Source organism: Chitinophaga niastensis (assembly GCF_003014755.1).
GTDB lineage: Bacteria > Bacteroidota > Bacteroidia > Chitinophagales > Chitinophagaceae > Chitinophaga > Chitinophaga niastensis.
This window is the reverse complement of the sequence record NZ_PYAW01000001.1, coordinates 1,122,091-1,142,147: the sequence shown is the minus strand read 5'-3', so window position 1 is coordinate 1,142,147 and position 20,057 is coordinate 1,122,091. Positions and strand designations below refer to the sequence as shown.

The following is a 20,057-nucleotide window of genomic DNA, read 5'->3' as shown; positions in this document are numbered from 1 at the left end:
TTCATTGCGGAAGCGCATTAATAATCCTTGTAAAAAGGGAATAATTAACCTAAAAGGTTTTTCAATAATCCACCAATACCGCCGGTATTGGTACCAGCTTGCTGTTGCTGCTGTGCACCATTAGACAACAGGCTTTTTAAATCCTCCAGATCCACTTTACCATCTCTGTTTTTATCGAGGCCACCGGACAGGCTGCCCAATATGCCCTGCAGATTAATACCCTGTGCGGAGCCACCAGTCAACGTATTGAGAATGCCATCCAGGCTAAAGCTACCATTGGAAGGATCATTGGTTTTATGCACCAAAGAACCCAGCACACTTGGAATTAAAGAACTGGCCAGTTGGGTGGCTGCTCCCTTATCCAGGTTAAATTTCTGCAGCAATGTATCCACCAGGTTATTGGAGATATTTCCAACTACCGGATTATCAGCGGTAGTGCCATTTTCAGCTTTGCCGCTCAGTAAAGCAAGTACTCCTTCTGTGTTACCATTGGCCAGTTCCTGCTGCAGTCCGGATGCGATGGATTCAGTAGCAGCGCCTATTACGGCTTCATTGTGTTCATTAGGAACATCAGGATTATTAACAACAGCACCCTGTGCATGTTCCCGAACGAGGTCCATTAATTGCTCTAACATTTTGATATGGATTTTTAAAGGGGAGAAATTTGTTTATTCACTTGTGGGGCGGCTTCCCGTTAAGCCGTGACCGCTAATTAAATGTAGGATAATTTGGTAAGAGTAAGCAAGGGGATAAAAAAAATTACGAATTGTTAATTACGAATTACGGAGTAAAGGGGAGGTACAGTCGGGGATTATCCGCTATTATCTACCCTTTACTCCGTAATTCGTAATTATCTTAGCTTCCCTGCTTCAGCTTCTCTGCGTTTTCCGCAAATTGCAGGGCATCAACCATATCTTTTATTTCTCCGTTCATGAAAGCGTCCATGTTGTACACAGTCATGCCGATACGGTGATCTGTAACACGTCCCTGCGGATAGTTATAGGTACGTATTTTAGCGGAACGATCGCCGGTAGAAACAAGACTCTTACGTTTGGAGGCAATAGCATCTTCATGTTTGCGTACAGCAGCTTCGTATATGCGCGTACGCAACATTTTCATAGCGATCTCACGGTTAGAGTGCTGGCTACGGCCTTCCTGACACTCTACTACCACACCGGTAGGAATGTGCGTAAGCCTCACCGCCGACTCCGTTTTATTTACATGCTGACCACCCGCACCAGAAGAACGGAATGTATCCATTTTAATATCTGCTTCCCTTACATCCACATCCACCTCTTCTGCTTCCGGCAGTACCGCTACTGTAGCAGCGGAAGTATGCACACGGCCGGAGGCCTCTGTGGCTGGTACACGCTGTACACGATGCACACCTGACTCAAACTTCAGGGTACCATACACATCATCACCATTTACTTCCATTACTATTTCTTTGTAACCACCGGCAGAACCAGGGTTTTCGCTCAACAAACTGGTTGACCAGCCTTTGAGCTCACAATAGCGGAGATACATACGGAACAAGTCACCTGCAAAGAGGCTGGCTTCATCGCCACCGGTACCGGCGCGAATTTCCAGGATAGCGTTCTTTTCATCCTGCGGATCTTTTGGTATCAGCAGGTTACGGATCACTTCTTCCTGAGCGGCCTTCTGCTCCTGCAGTTCTTCCGTTTCGCCCTTTGCCAGGTCACGCATTTCATCATCTCCACTATCCAGCACTTCCTTGTTAAATGCAATGTTGTCCAGTAGTTTTCGATAGGCATCAAATGCCTTCACTATCTTTTCCAACTGACGGTATTCCTTGCTGAGCTGACCAAACTTCTTGTTATCGCTCACCACTGCCGGGTTCGTAAGCGCCAGCGATACCTGTTCGAAACGACCTTTTATAGCTTCCAGTTTGTCTATCATAATTATATTTGACTTTTGAGTATCATTGCCCAACCGGAATATGATACTGCTAATCGGGATGCAAAATTAACACCATTAACTTAATTAAACACCAGGTAATTGAAACAGATCAAATTAAAGGGGAAAGATATATTTGACGGGCAACGTTTGCTCGGCGCCGGAAAGGTACTAATTCTGGATGAGAATGGCGCAGTGGCGGGCATTGTAGCGGAAACTGCTGCAGGAGATGGTGTACAGGAACTGGATGGAATTTTGTGTCCGGGTTTCGTAAATACACATTGCCATCTGGAATTATCTCATATGAAAGGTGCCATTCCCGAGAAAACCGGCCTCCCGGCATTCCTAACCCAGGTGATGCAATCCCGGAATAATAGTAACGGCGACCAGGCCGCCATCATCATCAAAGCGGAGCAGGATATGTGGGATTCGGGCATCGCAGCAGTGGGGGACATCTGCAACAGCACGGCCACCCTGGCACAAAAGCAGCAGGGCAAGCTCTATTATCATTCTTTTATTGAATGTATAGGCTTTGTAGATGCCGGTGCTAATAGTCGTTATACCTACAGCATGGAAACATTACAGGCCTTCCGGGATATTAACGGCCCGCATCATCAGTGCTCCATTGTACCCCATGCGCCGTACTCCGTAAGTAAAACGCTGTTTGGCATGCTGGCAGCCACCCCACACAATACGCCCGTGAGCATTCACAACCAGGAATGCCCGGCCGAAAATGACCTGTATAATAATAAGACAGGCGCATTCCTGGATTTCTACAGCAACTTCGGCATAGATATCAGTGCATTCAAGGCCACCGGTAGCAATAGCCTGGAGGCTTATCTGCCCATCTTCTCCACAAATAAAATGTTGCTGGTACATAATACTTATACAACTGCACAGGATATCCAATTTGCACAGCAACAACCGCTGGAAACCTGGTGGTGCCTGTGCCCACTGGCCAATCTGTACATAGAAAACCGGCTGCCTGATATTAACTTATTCCGGCAATTGAAATGTAATATCACCCTGGGTACAGATAGCCTGGCATCTAACCACCAACTATCTGTTTGGGAAGAAATAAAAACCATTCGTACTCATTTTCCGGAAATTCCGTTGGAAGAGATATTGCAATGGGCTACATTTAACGGCGCAAAAGCCCTGGGCATCCAGGATACTTATGGTAGCTTTAACCCCGGTAGCAAACCTGGCGTAGTATTGATTAACCTGGACAGCAAAAGAATAATTTAGCAGTTACTTTATGAATGAGTTTTTAGACAAAGTATTTTTAGACAACCCCGTACGGGATTACCTGGTATTGATTGGTGTTTTACTGTTTGTATCCTTTATTAAGAGATATGTGTCAAAAGGACTGGCAGCCATTCTGTTCCGGCTGGTAAAACACTGGTCGCCGCAAATTGAACAAAAGGATTTTGTAAACCTGCTGCTGCGGCCACTGGAGTACTTCTTCCTGTTGATCACTTTCATGCTGACCATCGACCGGTTCACCTTTCCGCGTATACTGAATGTACATATTTACGAAAAGGCCACGTTGCAGGATGTTACCAATACCTTACTCAGTTTGGCTTTGAGCATGAGCGTGATCTGGATTATGTTGCGGCTGATTGATTTTATTGCGCTGGTACTGGGAAAGAAAGCTGCATTGTCTGCCGATAAAACCGACAACCAGTTCATTATTTTCTTCCGCGATTTTTTCAAGGCCATTGTATTTATTATGGGTGCCATTGCGTTCATACGCATCCTTTTTGGTACCGGGTTGGTAGAGAAGATCGTTGCGGGGCTTGGAATAGGTGCTGCCGCCCTTGCCCTCGCTGCCAAAGAAAGTATTGAAAACCTCATTGGTTCATTTATCATCTTCTTTGACAAGCCTTTTCGTGTAGGCGACAGCGTTAAGGTAGATGCTTACCAGGGAACTGTTGAAAAGATAGGCCTGCGCAGCACCCGCATCCGCACACTGGAAAAAACTTTTGTTACTGTACCCAACAAAAAGATGGTAGACAGTATCCTGGACAATCTTTCGCTGCGCACGCAGCAACGGGTGGCGTTAAAGCTGGAACTGGGCACAGATACGCCCGCAGAAAGCTTGCTGTTGTTTCTTCAGGACGTTCGTCAACTATTAAAAACCAATCATGATGTACTGGAAAACTTCATCGTAAATCTGAATGATTTTACGAAAGATACCTACGTTATACAGATCATCTTTAACACCTACGTTATTGACGGTAGCCAGTATACAGCACTGCGTGAAACGATTAACCTGGGGGTAATAAAATTGCTGGAAGCCCGTGGGTTGAAGCTCCCCACTACTTCAACGAATGTAAACGTAAACGACCTTCGGTCGTGAGATTTTCTTGCCCAGGATTTTTTCTGATTAAGAAGATTACCCCGATTACTTTTATATTATTGAGATAATTTAAAAAGATTAGCGAAGACAGAAGCGGAAATTTCGCTTTTATCTTCGCTAATCTTCTTTATAAAAAAACAGTGAAATCATCTTAATCAGAAAAATCCTGAGCAAGAAAATTTATCGGCCGAAGGCCGAAACAAAATACACTTACTCCTTGTCTGATTTCTCTTTCTTGCTGCTGCTCAGCAAAATGCGGGACAAGTCGCCCTCAATAGATTCTTTAGGAGTTCCAACGATCCGGCCTTCTTCCTTACCATCCTTAAATACAATGATGGTAGGTACTTTCTTCACTTTGTAATCAACAGGGGAATCTGTTTGTAATTTCTGGTCTGCACCAAACATCACCACCTGTTCTTCAGGGCTACCACCGGTGATCATCACTTTGTAAAGCTGCGGAACAACCAGACGGCTGGTTTCATCCCATGTGCCCATTACCACTACCAGGTTGAAGTTGGAGCGATTAGCCTTGATATAATTGAGCATATTGTCATTGGGCTGATAATCGTTCACCCCTTTATAGAACCAGCTAGTGGAAGGGTCATTCATCAGTGTCTTCATCTCTACTTTACCCTTCAGTACCTTGGCATCGCTTCCGCTCTGTGCCCGGGCCAGAGAAGAGAACAGCAAGCAGCCACCCAATAGTAATGTTTTCAAATGCATAATCATGTTTTTATAATTGATCTTTCAGTTCGGTTAAGAAACCCCGTACCTTTAGCAAAGCTTGTACCATTTCGAAATTACGGGCTGCCAGCTTATGATCTTCTTTCAACTTTTGTTTGGCGCCTTCTATTGTATACTTTCTTTCGCGGAGTAAATGATAAATCAATTTCAGGTGTTGAATATCTTCCTGGCGGAACAGGCGATCTCCTTTACGGTTCTTTTTGGGTTGTAGTATATCAAACTCATTCTCCCAATAACGAATAAGCGAAGTATTCACCTTAAACATGGCTGCAACTTCACTGATTGAATAATACTGCTTGTCTAGTACTAATTTGTCCAACTCCATAATCAGGTCAGGATCCTCCGATAACTCTTTCAATGATTTACGCCCCCGCTTTTTACCTGGCATAGGTGCCGCGGCAACTACCTTCTTTTTTGTGGCTTTTACTTTAGCTGGCACTGTTACGATATCCGTAGCCGGATGCGGCGTTCCAGGTGTCGAAAAAAGGTCTAGCTGGTGCATCGTAGTAAAAAACGAGGTGACAAATATCTTTTACGAAGATGAAGTTAAGCTTTTAGCCTTTAGCTTTAAGTTTTTAGCCCCGGTTTTTCACTTTTGATAATCTTATAACTCACTAAAAGCTAATAGCTAAGCGCTAAAAGCTAGTCGAACGACTGGTTTCCGGACCTGGCCATCTTCAACATACGGTCAAATTGCTCAGGTGTAAGGTCATTAAAGAAGAAATATACCGGATCTACTTTTTCGCCATTCTTCATTACCTCATAGTGGCAATGCGGGCCGGTAGATTTACCGGTACTGCCTACCCAGCCTAATACATCACCACGTTTCACTGCCTGGCCGGCTTTCACTTTCATACGCAACATGTGCCCGTATAAGGTTTTGTAGCCATATCCATGTTGTATTACCACGTGATTACCATAGCCTACATCACTCAGGCTGGCATCTTCCACCCTGCCGTCGCCGGTAGCGTAGATGGGTGTGCCGCTGGGAGCGGCAAAGTCGAGGCCGGCATGATATTTCATGGTTTTGTAGATCGGATCAATACGATAACCAAAACCAGAAGCAATATGTTTAAGATCTTTATTGGATACCGGTTGGATGGCGGGAATAGATGCCAGCATCTGCTGTTTGTTCTTCACCATCTTATCAATTTCATCATAGGATTTCTCCTGTGACTTAACCCGGTTGGTCAGTTCTTTCAGCAATACTGCAGTAGAAGCAATGATTTCGCTGCTGGCAAAGGATTGCAGCTGAGCGGCTTCTTCATCCCGGTTTATTTTACCGAGGCGGGTACTATCGGGGATAGGAGAGGCTTCGAAAATTACACGATAAATTTCGTTGTCGCGGTCTTCCAGCTCTGCCAGTTTCCCTTTTACCTCTTTCATGCGGCCCTGCAATGCGTCATATTTTTCTTTCATTCCTTCCAGGTCACGGCGCAGTGACTTCTCCTTGGGAGAGTCTACCACACGGTAGGCCACAGAAAGAAAGATAGCCCCGGTAACGATAGCCGCCGACACAAACCCGAGAATTCTCAGGACCTTTACCCGCAAGGAAACTACGAGCTTCTCGTATTTTAATGTTTGGGTATTATAAAAATATTTAACCTTCTTCATGCACCAGGGTATACTTTATGCGCCATATTGCAGTGAACGCTATGACAACTGATTTATTTCACGAGGTACAAACTTATGGATGGGTAATGTTGGCTTTTCTTTTCCCATGATAACTATTTTTGCCGGTTAACACAACCTGTTTTGAATAATCATACAGGTTTCGATATTTTTGCACTCCCTTTAACACGGCGGGAAAATATGGCGCACAAACCTACTGTAATTAGATTAAAACATCAACCTTTTGAATGTCAATTTTCTAACTACTTTATAAGGGCTTGAATTACAATAACAAGCTCTAAGCAGGCGGAACGCGACTATAAGATATAAAATACATATTAATTCGTATCAATATTTATGACAGCATCTGAAATAAGACAGCAATTCCTGGATTTTTTTGCGTCAAAAGGGCACCAAATTGTGCCTTCTGCACCCATCGTTATTAAGAACGATCCCACTTTGATGTTCACCAACGCCGGCATGAACCAATTTAAGGACTTCTTTCTGGGCAACAAAGTACCAGCGAGCAAGCGGGTAGTAGATACGCAAAAATGCCTGCGCGTTAGTGGCAAGCATAACGACCTGGAAGAAGTAGGTATTGATACTTACCACCACACCATGTTTGAAATGCTCGGCAACTGGAGCTTTGGCGACTACTTTAAAAAAGAAGCCATTGCCTGGAGCTGGGAACTGCTCACAGAAGTGTACAAAATCCCTAAAGAAAAGCTCTATGTAACTGTATTTCAGGGAGATGCCAGCGAAAATTTACCGAAAGACGAAGAAGCATATAATTTCTGGAAACAGCATATCGCGGAAGACCGTATCCTGTTAGGAAATAAGAAAGATAATTTTTGGGAGATGGGAGATACCGGCCCATGCGGCCCGTGCTCTGAAATCCACGTGGATTGCAGACCCGAAGAAGAAAAAAAACTGGTAGACGGTAAAACCCTCGTGAATGCTGATCATCCACAGGTGATTGAAATATGGAACAATGTATTCATGCAGTTCAACCGCCTGAAAGACAGATCACTGGAACCTTTGCCCGCACAACACGTGGACACTGGTATGGGACTGGAACGACTGATAAGGGTAATGCAGAACAAAACCTCCAACTACGACACTGATCTGTTCATGGGTACCATCCACGCTACAGAAGGTCTCAGTGGTAAAAAATACGCCGGTACAGATGATAAAAAAGATGTGGCTTTCCGTGTTATCGCTGACCACATCCGGGCCATTTCCTTTACCATTGCCGACGGACAATTACCTTCCAATACCGGCGCAGGCTACGTTATTCGTCGTATTTTGCGTAGAGCAGTGCGTTACTACTTCTCTTTCCTGGATGTAAAAAAACCACTGTTGCACGACCTCGTGCCAGTACTGGCAGCACAGTTCTCGCATGTATTTCCTGAACTGCAGCAGCAGGCTGATTTTGTGAAGAAAGTAATATTTGAAGAAGAAAATAATTTTCTGCGTACACTCGACAGCGGTATACGCCGGATTGAAGACTTTATTCAAAATGCCACTACGAAAGCTGTTGATGGCAGAACTGCTTTTGAGTTATATGATACTTACGGTTTCCCATATGATCTCACCAGCCTGATTGCTTCTGAAAATGGGTTCTCTATGGACCTGGAAGGATTTAATGCTGCCATGAAGGAACAGAAGGACCGTTCCCGCGCTGCCACCGAACTGGATATGGGCGACTGGGTAGTATTGGACGAAACACCTGACTCCATCTTCATTGGTTACGAACAACTGGAAGGCACTACCAAACTGTTGAAATACCGCACCGTAAAGGCTAAAGGTAAAGAACAATTCCAGCTAGTATTAGGCCAGACGCCATTTTACGCAGAAAGTGGCGGACAGGTAGGCGATACCGGTACCCTTCACTTTGGGGAGGAAATGATCCATGTAACAGATACCAAAAAAGAAAATAACCTGACCATTCACTTTGCCGACAAGCTGCCTGCACAGCCCACCGCAACAGTAAAAGCTGTTGTAGCCAAAGAGAAACGCCGCGATACTGAGCGTCATCACTCCGCTACGCATCTGCTGCATGCCGCACTGCGCAAGGTGTTAGGCACACACGTAGCACAAAAGGGATCGTTGGTAAATGCAGAAAACCTGCGTTTCGACTTTTCCCACTTTGCTAAAGTAACCGACGAGGAAATGGCACAGATCGAAGCCATTGTGAATGAAAAAATACGTCAGAATATCCCGGTAGTGATCCGTGAATTACCAAAGGACGAAGCCCTGAAACTTGGTGCGATGGCCTTATTTGGTGAAAAATATGGAGACACGGTACGTGTGGTGGTGATGGATCCGGCTTACAGTGTAGAGCTGTGCGGCGGTACCCATATTGGCTCTACCGGCGAACTGGGTCAGTTTAAATTTGTTTCTGAAGGTGCAGTGGCCGCAGGTGTACGCCGTGTGGAAGCCGTTACAGGCGCCAAAGCAGAAGCTTTTGTAAACGAACAGCTACAACAGCTGAAAGCGATTAAAGCTATACTGAAAAGCCCTAAAGAGGCCGCAAAAGCCATAGAAACACTGATGCAGGACAAGGCCTCTCTGGAAAAACAATTAGAAGTACTGGAGCTGGAAAAGGTTCGTCAACTTGCTGCTACCCTGCGTAATCAAGCCCAGCAAATCAATGGCGTTAATTTCCTCGGACAGGTAGTCACTGTCAGCAATGCAGAGGGATTAAAACAATTGTCGTTTCAGTTGAAAAATGAAATCCCGGATCATGTGCTGTTATTTGTTGCCAATGTAGGTGGAAAAGCCAGTGTAGCATTGACCATAGACGAGAAGTTAGTAGCAGAAAAAGGCTGGGAGGCACCAAAGATTATCAAGGAACTCGTTGCACCACTGATAAAAGGTGGCGGTGGTGGCCAGAAAACCTTTGCCACAGCTGGCGGACAGGAAACAGATAAATTGCAGCAGGTGATTGCAGCAGTGAAAGCAATGATTTAATAAAATCAATGATTTGATAAAAGTGTAGCGGAAGGCCTTTGGTCTTCCGTTTTTTTTAACTTTTTCTTTCCTCCCTCACCTGTTAATTTTGTTGTTTTAGATTAAATTGTAAACAACAAATACCTAGCAATATGACCAGGTTACTGCAAATCCTCACATTGGCGGGATTTTCCTGCTTCACTATGGGCGCGGTATCCGCGCAAACCAAAAATACGCCCAAAAGTAAAATGGGTGAATTTGATGAGATTGTGATCAAACGCAAAAGCGACAAAGACAGTAAAATAACTGTGGAAATTAAGGACGGTGATATCCTGATAAACGGGAAAAAGGTGGACCAGTTCAGGGATCCGAATATTTCCGTTTTACGCAGAAGGATTACACCATTGGACGGCAATTCCTTTAGTATGGAAGACAATATGCTCCCCGGCGGAATTGAATTGTTTAACGAAGAAGGAGAGGGGGGTGATATACCCATTACTGCGAATAAAGCATTGCTTGGTGTAATGACAGAAAAAGCGGCGGCCACCGGCATTACCGTTAAATCAACAGCAAAGGGTAGTCCGGCAGATAAAGCAGGTATAAAAGCCGGCGATATCATCACTAAAGTTGATGATGAAAAAATGAATGAGCCGGCTGAATTATTTGAAACAATCGGCAAACACCAACCAGGTGACAAAATAACGGTAACGTATATACGTGATAAAAAAGAAAAGAAAGTTGTTGTTACCCTGGATGAAAGAAAAGAAGAAAATGCCCGCAGCTGGAAAATGTATCCACCGTTATCCTCTTTTGGGAATGGTAATAATTCCTTCTCCTTTCCACCTGCACCCCGCGGCCATCAAGGCCTGGGCTACCTGGAAGAAGAAGCTGTAAAGCTCGGCTTACAGGTACAGGATACCGAAAATGACGAAGGTGCACAGGTGATTGATATTGCTCCCGCTTCTCCTGCCGAAGAAGCCGGTTTCAAAAAAGATGATATTGTAACAGATCTGGCGGGAAATACTATAAAAACAACTAAAGATCTCTCCCGTGCTTATCGCGAAAACCGTATCAAAGGAACTATAACGGCTACGGTTAAACGAAATGGACAAACACAAACATTGGAAATAAAAATACCAAAGAAATTAAACAAAGCTGATTTATAATTTTCATGCAAAGGGACATACTTATTTCATTACCATCTTCATCATTTTCAACTTATTCTTAAACGGCGGGTATTTCATCGGAACATCCAGCCAGGTGGCAGTTTTCAGCATGCCTTTCTGGTGCGAAAAGGTATCAAAACTATACTTACCGTGGTATTGTCCCATACCGCTGTAACCGGCGCCACCAAAGGGTAATTCAGGGTTTGTCAGATGTACTAACGAATTATTGATACAGCCGCCTCCAAAACGCACCTGCTCTATCAGCATTTTCTCTGTTTTTTTACTTTTTGTAAAGACGTATAATGCCAATGGATACGGGAGTTTTTTGATCGCTTGTATTGCTTGTGGCAAATCAGTAAAAGTGAGGATAGGTAATATAGGCCCAAAGATTTCTTCCTGCATCACCGGGTCAGACCATTCCACATCATCCAGCAGTGTAGGCGCAATGTACAGGTTGTCGCGGTTGGATTGTCCGCCATGCAAGAGATGGCCATCTTTGAGATATCCTGCTACTGTATCAAATCTTTTAGTGTTGATAATACGCGCGTAATCCTCGCTGTCAGCGGGATCTTCTCCAAAGAAATCAACAATGGCATCCTTCAGGGCAACTACCAGTTCTTCTTTTACTTTTTGATGTACCAGTATGTAATCCGGTGCCACGCAGGTTTGACCGGCATTCCAGAACTTACCCCATACTATTCGTTTAGCCGCCACCGTTATATTTACTTTTTCATCTACCACACAGGGTGATTTTCCTCCCAGCTCCAATGTAACCGGTGTGAGATGCGGCACTGCCATCTCCATAATTTTCTTACCCACCGGTATACTTCCCGTAAAAAACACATGGTCGAAACGGAATTTCATGAGCATGGGAATCACTTCCGTGCCATCGCCTTCCACCACTGTAATATAAGCAGGATCAAAAGTATCTTTTATCATTTCCGCCGTTACCGCCGCCGTATGCGGTGCCATCTCAGAAGGCTTGATAATAGCGCAGTTACCACCGGCAATAGCGCCTACCAACGGGCTTATCAGCAGCATAAACGGATAATTCCATGGTCCGATGATCAATGTGAGCCCCAATGGTTGCTTATAAACGCGGCTGCTGCTGGGATAGGTAACAAAAGGAGAGGTTACCGCTTCCGGCTGCATCCATTGTTTCAGGCCATCCAGGATATAATTTATTTCTTCATATAAAAATCCTACTTCGCTGCCATAGGCTTCCAGCGCATGTTTATGCAGATCGGCATGCAAGGCTGCCAGTATTTTTGATTCAAACTTCTCAATACCTTTTCTCAACCGCTTTAGCTGCGTTTTCCGGAATGCATAGGGATGGGTAACGCCAGTGTCGAAATAAACCTGTTGCGCCTGATAAAGCTGACTTGCCTGGGCATTGCTGATCATAGGGAAGAAAATTTAATAATGATGTGTATCTCAATTTAGGGATTTATTGGCACCAAATAGCCGGAAATCACGGCATTATTTGAATATATTTGCGGTAATCAGTATGGAATATGAGCGATATATATAGCAAATATGAAACAGTGATCGGGCTGGAAGTGCACGCCCAACTGCTTACAGAGAGTAAATTATTTTGTAGCGACAGCGCAGCTTTTGGCGGCGCTCCTAATACGCATATCAGTCCTATTACGATGGCGCACCCCGGCACGCTGCCGCGGATGAACCGTAAAGCGGCAGAATATGCTATCAAACTCGGTTTGGCTTGTCATTGTGAGATTGAAAAGGATAATTATTTTGCCCGCAAAAATTATTTTTATCCGGATTTGCCCAAAGGCTACCAGGTATCACAGCATACCGCACCTATCTGTAAAGGCGGCTACGTAACCATTATCACGGATGCCGGAACCCGGGATATACAGCTAAACCGCATCCATCTGGAAGAAGATGCCGGCAAACTGCTGCATGATCAGGACCCTGCCAACAGTTATGTGGATTATAACCGTGCCGGCGTTCCACTGGTAGAAATAGTAACAGAACCGGATATGCATACCAGCGACGAAGCCTATGCCTATCTTACTGAAATGCGCCGGCTGGTGCGTTACCTGGGCGTATGCGATGGTAATATGGAAGAGGGCAGTATGCGATGCGATGCCAACGTTTCCGTTCGCCTAAAAGGCGCAACCACCCTGGGTACCAAGGTAGAAGTAAAGAATATGAACTCTGTCCGCAACGTAAAGCGGGCCATTGATAATGAAGTAAAAAGGCAGATAGACCTGATCGAAGCCGGTGGCACCCTGGTGCAGGAAACACGCAGCTTTGACGCATCCAACGGCAGCTCTTTTTCATTACGCTCCAAAGAAGAAGCCAATGATTACCGGTATTTTCCGGAGCCCGACCTGGCACCATTTAAGCTCACAGATGAGTTTATTGCAGCCATAAAAGCTACACTGCCGGCGCTGCCGGAAGAACTCATCCGTAAATACACGAAAGAATTTGGTTTACCGGAATATGATGCCCGCGTGATTTGTGATGATAAAGGCACAGCTGATTATTTTGAAAGCCTGATTACGGTAACGTCGCAATATAAAGCCGCCGCTAACTGGATGCTGGGCCCTGTAAAGTCATGGTTGAATGAAAACTCAGCAGATATTGCGCAATTCCCGGTAACACCCGCTGCCCTGGCAGCTTTAATTGCACTCACCGACAGTGGCAAGGTCAGCTTTTCGATTGCTTCATCCCGGATTTTACCGGAAATGATACAATCACCTGCCGATCCGCTTGAAGTGGCTACCAGACTGAATTTATTACAGGATCATAATGCAGATAACATTTCCCCTATCATTGATGAGGTGCTGGCAAAATATCCGGATAAAGTAGCTGCCTTTAAAGGCGGTAAAAAGGGACTGATGGCTTTGTTTGTAGGAGAGGTGATGAAGCTGTCCAAAGGCAAAGCAGATCCCCGTCTTACCAACGAATTGCTGGCTGAAAAACTCAAAGGCTAACATATCGTTGCAGATATTTAGCTTATATTGACTGATTATAGCATGATGAATGTTCAAAAAATAGCAGCATGAAAAAATACTTATTATGGATTTCCGCAGGTGCTTTCCTGGCAGGATGTGCCGGACCACAGGAAAAAGGAGAATTTAAAATAGACGGGCAATTCAAAAATCTGCCACTGGGCCCTGTAGTACTGGAAGAATTAACACTGGATAATGTGAAAGTGGTGGATTCCACCAATGTAAAAGATGCCAGCGGTAAATTTACGCTGAAAGGTATGGTACCAGAACAAGGTCTGTATCGCATGCGTTTCCAGAATGGCAAATTTGTATTGCTGGCATTAGATGCCGGTGATATGAAAGTAGATGGTGATATGGACAAACTGGAGGACGTGAAAGTGACTGGTTCTGAGCCTACAGCGGAGTTACAGCAGTTCATGAGCGATATCAGCAAACAATCTATTGCACTCACCGAAGAAATGCGCAAGCTGGATAGCTTACATGGCACCATGCCTGATAGCGTGTTTCAACCGCAATTAGTAGGCCTGCAAAAGAAAGAAAAGGATTTTGAAAATAGCTTTTTTGATATGGCAGTGAAAACAAAAAATCCTGCCAATGCTGTATTTGCTATCAGCCAGGTAAGAAATGGAGAAGAGATCATCGCACACAAACAAGTGATTGCTGGTCTTACTACCCGTTTTCCTAAAAATGTGCTGGTAAAAAGTATGACAGATAAAATTGCTGAACTGGAAAAATCCAAACAGCGTGGCGGCGATGCAGCTGGTGGTGAAGAGCCTGCAGCAGTAAAGATTGGCCAGTCAGCACCTGATTTCACCTTACCTGATCCTTCCGGTAAAATGATTAGTCTGAGTTCTCTTCGTGGCAAATATGTGCTGGTAGATTTCTGGGCTAGCTGGTGTGGTCCTTGCCGTGAGGAAAACCCTAATGTAGTTAAAGCTTATCATCAGTACAAAGGAAAGAACTTCACTATCCTGGGTGTATCGCTGGATAAAACAAAAGATAAATGGTTACAGGCTATTCAGCAGGATGGTCTTACCTGGAGCCATGTCAGCGATCTGAAATTCTGGGATTCTGCAGTAGTGCCTTTATATGGTATCAATTCCATTCCTACTAACTTCTTACTGGATCCGCAAGGTAAAGTAATTGCCTCCAATCTGAGAGGACCTGCACTGGAAGCTAAGTTGAAGGAAGTGATTAAGTAAGTGGATAAAAAATAATCATCTACATAAAAAAACCTCACTGGTAATATTGCCAGTGAGGTTTTTTTATGTAGATGAACTAAGCGGAGAATGGAAAAAGGCTGACCAGCATTACTGCTGATCAGCCTTCCCTTTATATATGGTATTAAAATACTACAGTGGATTCTGTACCAGTTTCGGATTTGCATTGATCTCATCCTGCGGGAATAACCACTGCCATTGATTATCACCTGCCGGCATTTTCATTAACTGCAACGCAAGAACCGCATCGTGATTAGAATTAGTTCTATCAAGCGGGAGATTCTGACGTTTCAGATCGAAGAAACGGAAACCTTCACCCCAAAATTCAAGACGACGTTGAATAGCAATTTCATCTTTCAGCGCCTGACCTGTATTAGTAGTTCTGGTATATTTAGGATCGCGGTTATTAGCCACTGCAAATAATGCATCTGCAGCAAGACCATCCTGTCCTAATTGAGCCTGAGCTTCCGCTTCAATCAGATACATTTCAGCTATACGCATGTAGGGTACGTCACCCACGCTGCTGCTGGCTCCTTTAGCAACGAACTTCTGGTTCATGTAAGGGAATTTTTTGAAACTCGGAGCAGGCACAGTAAAATTCTTACCAGTTGGATCCCACAGTTGACTGCGTACATCCGTTGCAGTTAAACGGGCATACAATAATTTATTGATAGCCTTTGGATTACTGCGGATGTTGGTAGAACTGAAGTTTATAGACATGTAAGCAAAGAAGCCGTTGAAAGCTGTAGTCTGATCATCTGTCTGGTAACTGCCCCATAACCACTCCCTGTTTTCTACAGAGTTAAATCCTTTTACATAATCAGTGTTGGTCATTAAGCCGTAAGTGTTGGTAGTCCTGGCTTTTACTGCGTATTTTGCAGCATTGCTCCAGTCCTGCATAGTTAAGGCAACACGTGCTTTCAAACCAAATACCACCAAACTATCGAAGTGAGATTTTCCAGCACGTTTGTAACCTGCCAGACTAACTAAAGAAGCGTCCAGGTCTTTGTTTACCTGTGCATATACATCTTCAACGCTGGCTCTTGGCTGTGGTTCAATCGTGAATTTAGTTAACAATGGTACACCATCCTGGCTGTTTGGTTTTTTAGTAGCATCATAACGACTACCAAATAACTGCACCAACTGAAAGTGTGCCCATCCGCGATAAGCAAGTGCTTCCCCTTTAATGGCGTTTTTATCAGCATCACTACCGCTTGCCTGATCAATGTGCTCAATGATCTTATTGGCATTGGCAATGATCCTGTAATAGAAGTAATAAACAAATTTGAGATGTGCTGCACTGGTATTGCGGTGCATCGTCCACTGATAAGTTGAATTGAACCATCCGTTTCCGGCAGCCGTCATTACCAGGTCATCTCCCAGCATATCAGCATCAATCATTACAGTTCCCTGACCTGTCTGATCCTGGTTATCATATGCGGAATACATTGCTCTGTGTATACCATTCAGCGCAGCCCATCCTCCTTTTGCATCAGTAAAGAGCGCGCCGTCTTCTATTGCTTCGGTAGGAGATGTATTCAGGTAATCTTTCTTGCAGGATGTGAGCACAGTGCCAGATACTGCAAATGCAACGAATATATATAGTATCCTTTTCATTCTTTCAAAATTTAGAGTGTAATATTCAAACCGGCACTGATGATACGGGCTGGCATATATACATTTGAAGTAACCCCGGAAAACGCCTGTGACACGTTCATGCCTTTACGTGCACTGAAGAGCGCCAGGTTTTCTCCACTCAGGAAAACATTTGCACCACGCATATGAGCAGCTTTGGCATAACTTTCAGGCACAGTGTATCCCAGTTTTATTGACCTGAAGTTCAGGAAAGAAGCACTGGTTAACCAACGATCTGAAAGGCTTGCATTGAAGTTGGTAGTCTGTCCCTGATCCATACGCGGTACATTTGTGATATCGCCAGGTTTCTGCCAGCGATTCAGTGCATCTGTATGTAAAGCAGCTCCATAGCTACCAGTATTCATTAATGATGCATAAGTAGCATCATACACTTTGCCACCTAACTGGAATGATAACAGGAATGACAACTGGAATTGCTTGTAGTTAAAGGTATTGGTAATGCTACCATAGAAATCAGGAATAGCGCTTCCTGCATAATGGTATTTAGCATTGTTGATATTGGTAGTAACGATGTCTCCATTCTTCATTGTACGTACACCAGCACCGGTTGGTGAATTTGCAACGTACAGTGCAGCACCGTCTGCAGGATCTACACCATACCACTGACGCAACCAATAATCGTAGATAGAATGTCCTACCATCAGTTTTTTGGTAGATGAAATAATTTCAGACTGTGGCAATCTGGTCAGCTCATTTTTCAATTTACTGAGGTTCAGATCAACTGTCCAGCTGAAATCTTTCTTATGCATTACTTCACCGGTCAACTGCAGCTCCACACCTCTGTTCACCATAGTACCAACGTTAGATGTTTTGCTGGAGATACCACTGGACAGCGGTAATGGCAATTCAAACAACAGGTTATCAGATTTACGGGTAAAATATTCGATGCTACCGGTTAATCTGTTATTGAATAAAGCAAAGTCAGCACCTACGTCAAAGCTCTTGTTAGCTTCCCATTGAATGCTGGTATTACCCATTTTGGTAAAGAATACGCCTGGTTCCAGGGCATTATTGTATCCCAATTGATACAAAGACTGCCAAACATAATAAACCGGACTACCCTGATCATCCAATACAGCATCATTACCTGCTGTACCGTAGGAAGATCTCAGTTTCAGCATATTGATCCAGCTTACACTTTTCAGGAAATTTTCTTTATCCATACGCCAGCCACCACCTACGGAGTAGAAGTTACCCCAGCGATTATCAGCATAGAATCTGGAAGTACCATCGTGACGGATGGATCCTGAGAGGAAATATTTCTCATCATATCCATAATTCACGCGGGAAAAATAACCTTCTGTTCTGTATTGTCTTTTAAAAGAATACAGGTTATTGGTAGTAGTGAAATTATACAGCTCAGTGTTACCTGGAGCAACCTGAGACTGACGTTCGCCATACAATGAATTCATGGACATATCGTAGTTCTCATGCCCTACTAATACATCCACATTATGTTTGTCAAAAGTTCTATTATAATTCAGTAACTGGTTCAGCGTATAACTGGTAGTCTGTGTACTGGTACGGCTGGCCAATCCACCCGGAGCGCCATCACCTACCAGGGTATTGTAGAATTGATTTGACCTGCTGTTGGCAACATCCACACTGATATTGGTAGTGAATTTAAAATTTCTCAGAAAAGATACTTCACCAAAAGTTCTGGCACTTAATACATTGCGGTTAAAGGAATTATCATTCAGATAGTTTTCCGCTACTGTATTACGACCAGGAGAAGCACCCGGACCACGGGAGCCACCAATGTCATAAAGTCTCTCTCCGTTATTGTCCAGGATATAAGCACCAGTAGCATCGTGTTGATATACAGGATATATCGGACCTATGTTACGGGCAAAGAAAATCGGATTTACGTAACCTGTACTGCTGCTAACGTCAGTTTGGTTGGATTTTACAAAAGTACCTGCCACATTTAAACCGGTTCTGAACCAATCAGTCGCTTGTGTATTTACATTTACACGACCGCTGATACGCTGAAAGTCTGAGTTGATCACATAACCTTTATCATTCAGATAGTTCAATGATGCGAAGTAATCAGTTTTTTCTGTACCGCCGCTATATGATAAACCGTATTCTCCACGGCCACCATTACGGGTTACAGCTTTTGTCCAGTCCACATCATCCGGGTAAAGCAGTTGTGCATTAGGATTCAGTGTTCCATCAACACCTACGATAGCATTATCAGCTACATTAAATGGGTTATAGCCTAACTTATCTTTAATGCTACCAGATGCCATTGGTATAATACCTGAAGCAATTTTGCTGGCGGAATCCCGTGAGTATTTAGGCAGCAAAGAATTGCGGAATGATTCCCACATAAGCGGATAATACTGCTGTGCATTTGTTCTGCTGTACTCAGGTATACCGCGTGAGTTGATACCCTGTACTACACTTACCTGCAATTGGTTACGGCCTTTTTTACCTTTTTTGGTAGTAACGATAATAACACCGTTAGCAGCGCGGGAACCATAGAGAGAAGAAGAAGAGGCATCTTTTAATACAGATACACTTTCGATATCAGCTACGTTCAGGCTGCTCAGGTTACCAGAGTATGGTACTCCATCAACCACATACAGTGGATCGCTGGAAGCATTTACAGAACCAAAACCACGGATGCGGATGGTCGGGCCATCACCTGGCTGACCGCTACCTGCATTGGTTTGTATACCAGGAGCTGCACCATCCAGTGCGCTGGCGATGTTGGAAATAGGTCTGGTCGCAAATTTCTTACTGTCAATCTGCGTTGATGCGCTGGTGTTAGAACCTTTTTTAGTGGTACCATATGCAACGACCACTACTTCGCTCAGTGCTTTCTCATCTGCACCAAGTTTAATATCAATGTGATCTTTACCGGTAGTAGCAACTTCTTTGGTAGCAAAACCAACAAAAGTAAATTCCAGTACAGGATTACCTTTTACATTCAGTGTAAAAGTACCTTCTGAATTGGTAGTAGTACCAGTATTGGTGTTCTTAACTTTTACTGTTACACCAGGTAAGGCTGCACCGTCTTTAAGATCGGTCACCTTTCCGGTAATTGGTCGCGTTTGCGCGTGCGCCTGAATAACGCTGATAGCCGCAATAAGCCAGAGTAGCAATGCTTTCTTCATAAGCGATTTTGATTTGAAAAATAAAAAGGAACTACAGTAAACAATACATTACGGACATAGGTGTACCGTTAGGTATTCTTACCTTCATTGTAACTAATATGCATATACGAAAATAAAAGTACAGCCGTCCGGTAACCTGCGGAGCAGCAAATGCTACATGTACAATTGTTTTCTCATAAGCAACTATATCATTAAAAAACCAATAAAAATGACTGTGAACACTACAGTTCTCATGCTGACAGTGTTCAATTATTTTTTACACCTACTGTATACACAACGGTAAGCTGTGTATCACCCTCTATGATGGTCTGAAATTTTACAATCTA

Annotated in this window: 14 protein-coding genes; 6 read left to right on the top strand and 8 right to left on the bottom strand. The window is 43.9% G+C overall.

Translation table 11 applies throughout. From position 1 onward, the window contains the following. Window positions 1-44: 44 nt before the first annotated feature. Window positions 45-635, bottom strand: coding sequence for a hypothetical protein (locus tag CLV51_RS04805; protein ID WP_106526860.1), 591 nt, complete (start codon window positions 633-635; stop codon window positions 45-47). Window positions 636-855: 220 nt separating this feature from the next. Then, on the bottom strand, window positions 856-1,920 hold the full coding sequence (gene prfA / locus CLV51_RS04800) for a peptide chain release factor 1 (RefSeq protein WP_106526859.1): 1,065 nt from the start codon (window positions 1,918-1,920) through the stop codon (window positions 856-858). A gap of 99 nt (window positions 1,921-2,019) precedes the next feature. On the opposite strand from prfA, the gene CLV51_RS04795 reads away from it, so the two are divergent. Together CLV51_RS04795 and CLV51_RS04790 are read left to right on the top strand one after the other, a co-directional pair. Next, on the top strand, window positions 2,020-3,165 hold the full coding sequence (locus CLV51_RS04795) for an amidohydrolase family protein (RefSeq protein WP_106526858.1): 1,146 nt from the start codon (window positions 2,020-2,022) through the stop codon (window positions 3,163-3,165). A 10-nt stretch (window positions 3,166-3,175) separates the two neighbouring features. Then, window positions 3,176-4,279: a mechanosensitive ion channel family protein gene (locus CLV51_RS04790; RefSeq protein WP_106526857.1), complete on the top strand. Its 1,104-nt coding sequence runs from the start codon at window positions 3,176-3,178 to the stop codon at window positions 4,277-4,279. A gap of 210 nt (window positions 4,280-4,489) precedes the next feature. Here CLV51_RS04790 and CLV51_RS04785 read toward each other — a convergent pair whose 3' ends face one another. The 3 genes from CLV51_RS04785 to CLV51_RS04775 all read right to left on the bottom strand — a co-directional run bounded on the left by CLV51_RS04785 (window position 4,490) and on the right by CLV51_RS04775 (window position 6,637). Beyond that, window positions 4,490-5,002 (bottom strand): thioredoxin domain-containing protein, encoded by a 513-nt coding sequence (locus tag CLV51_RS04785; RefSeq protein WP_158266928.1) that lies wholly within the window; start codon window positions 5,000-5,002, stop codon window positions 4,490-4,492. Window positions 5,003-5,012: 10 nt separating this feature from the next. Next, complete coding sequence (locus tag CLV51_RS04780; protein ID WP_245898618.1) at window positions 5,013-5,525, bottom strand: MerR family transcriptional regulator; 513 nt, start codon at window positions 5,523-5,525, stop codon at window positions 5,013-5,015. A 140-nt stretch (window positions 5,526-5,665) separates the two neighbouring features. Continuing rightward, window positions 5,666-6,637: a peptidoglycan DD-metalloendopeptidase family protein gene (locus CLV51_RS04775; protein ID WP_106526855.1), complete on the bottom strand. Its 972-nt coding sequence runs from the start codon at window positions 6,635-6,637 to the stop codon at window positions 5,666-5,668. A 354-nt stretch (window positions 6,638-6,991) separates the two neighbouring features. Here CLV51_RS04775 and alaS point away from each other — a divergent pair, with 354 nt between their 5' ends. Together alaS and CLV51_RS04765 are read left to right on the top strand one after the other, a co-directional pair. After that, on the top strand, window positions 6,992-9,607 hold the full coding sequence (gene alaS / locus CLV51_RS04770) for an alanine--tRNA ligase (RefSeq protein WP_106526854.1): 2,616 nt from the start codon (window positions 6,992-6,994) through the stop codon (window positions 9,605-9,607). A gap of 131 nt (window positions 9,608-9,738) precedes the next feature. After that, window positions 9,739-10,752, top strand: coding sequence for a PDZ domain-containing protein (locus tag CLV51_RS04765; protein ID WP_106526853.1), 1,014 nt, complete (start codon window positions 9,739-9,741; stop codon window positions 10,750-10,752). A gap of 21 nt (window positions 10,753-10,773) precedes the next feature. Here the strand turns inward: CLV51_RS04765 and CLV51_RS04760 are convergent, their stop codons facing one another. Continuing rightward, a complete protein-coding gene (locus CLV51_RS04760) occupies window positions 10,774-12,156 on the bottom strand; it encodes an aldehyde dehydrogenase (RefSeq protein WP_106526852.1) in 1,383 nt (460 codons plus the stop codon). A 110-nt stretch (window positions 12,157-12,266) separates the two neighbouring features. On the opposite strand from CLV51_RS04760, the gene gatB reads away from it, so the two are divergent. Beyond that, on the top strand, window positions 12,267-13,715 hold the full coding sequence (gatB, locus tag CLV51_RS04755; RefSeq protein WP_106526851.1) for an Asp-tRNA(Asn)/Glu-tRNA(Gln) amidotransferase subunit GatB: 1,449 nt from the start codon (window positions 12,267-12,269) through the stop codon (window positions 13,713-13,715). 68 nt (window positions 13,716-13,783) lie between these two features. Next, window positions 13,784-14,935 (top strand): TlpA disulfide reductase family protein, encoded by a 1,152-nt coding sequence (locus tag CLV51_RS04750; RefSeq protein WP_211301936.1) that lies wholly within the window; start codon window positions 13,784-13,786, stop codon window positions 14,933-14,935. Between the two features lie 150 nt (window positions 14,936-15,085). Here the strand turns inward: CLV51_RS04750 and CLV51_RS04745 are convergent, their stop codons facing one another. Then, window positions 15,086-16,570 carry a RagB/SusD family nutrient uptake outer membrane protein gene (locus tag CLV51_RS04745; RefSeq protein WP_106526850.1) on the bottom strand — a complete coding sequence of 495 codons (1,485 nt, stop codon included), beginning with the start codon at window positions 16,568-16,570 and terminating at the stop codon, window positions 15,086-15,088. A gap of 11 nt (window positions 16,571-16,581) precedes the next feature. Continuing rightward, window positions 16,582-19,731 carry a SusC/RagA family TonB-linked outer membrane protein gene (locus CLV51_RS04740; protein WP_106526849.1) on the bottom strand — a complete coding sequence of 1,050 codons (3,150 nt, stop codon included), beginning with the start codon at window positions 19,729-19,731 and terminating at the stop codon, window positions 16,582-16,584. Window positions 19,732-20,057 lie beyond the last annotated feature (326 nt).

Excerpts from the sequence above, each read along its gene's own strand:
- CLV51_RS04745 (WP_106526850.1), bottom strand. The coding sequence starts at position 16,570 with ATGAAAAGGATACTATATATATTCGTTGCATTTGCAGTATCTGGCACT.
- CLV51_RS04760 (WP_106526852.1), bottom strand. The coding sequence starts at position 12,156 with ATGATCAGCAATGCCCAGGCAAGTCAGCTTTATCAGGCGCAACAGGTT.
- CLV51_RS04765 (WP_106526853.1), top strand. The coding sequence starts at position 9,739 with ATGACCAGGTTACTGCAAATCCTCACATTGGCGGGATTTTCCTGCTTC.
- CLV51_RS04750 (WP_211301936.1), top strand. The coding sequence starts at position 13,784 with ATGAAAAAATACTTATTATGGATTTCCGCAGGTGCTTTCCTGGCAGGA.
- CLV51_RS04805 (WP_106526860.1), bottom strand. The coding sequence starts at position 635 with ATGTTAGAGCAATTAATGGACCTCGTTCGGGAACATGCACAGGGTGCT.
- gatB (WP_106526851.1), top strand. The coding sequence starts at position 12,267 with ATGAGCGATATATATAGCAAATATGAAACAGTGATCGGGCTGGAAGTG.
- CLV51_RS04775 (WP_106526855.1), bottom strand. The coding sequence starts at position 6,637 with ATGAAGAAGGTTAAATATTTTTATAATACCCAAACATTAAAATACGAG.
- CLV51_RS04780 (WP_245898618.1), bottom strand. The coding sequence starts at position 5,525 with ATGCACCAGCTAGACCTTTTTTCGACACCTGGAACGCCGCATCCGGCT.
- CLV51_RS04740 (WP_106526849.1), bottom strand. The coding sequence starts at position 19,731 with ATGAAGAAAGCATTGCTACTCTGGCTTATTGCGGCTATCAGCGTTATT.
- prfA (WP_106526859.1), bottom strand. The coding sequence starts at position 1,920 with ATGATAGACAAACTGGAAGCTATAAAAGGTCGTTTCGAACAGGTATCG.
- CLV51_RS04790 (WP_106526857.1), top strand. The coding sequence starts at position 3,176 with ATGAATGAGTTTTTAGACAAAGTATTTTTAGACAACCCCGTACGGGAT.
- alaS (WP_106526854.1), top strand. The coding sequence starts at position 6,992 with ATGACAGCATCTGAAATAAGACAGCAATTCCTGGATTTTTTTGCGTCA.
- CLV51_RS04785 (WP_158266928.1), bottom strand. The coding sequence starts at position 5,002 with ATGCATTTGAAAACATTACTATTGGGTGGCTGCTTGCTGTTCTCTTCT.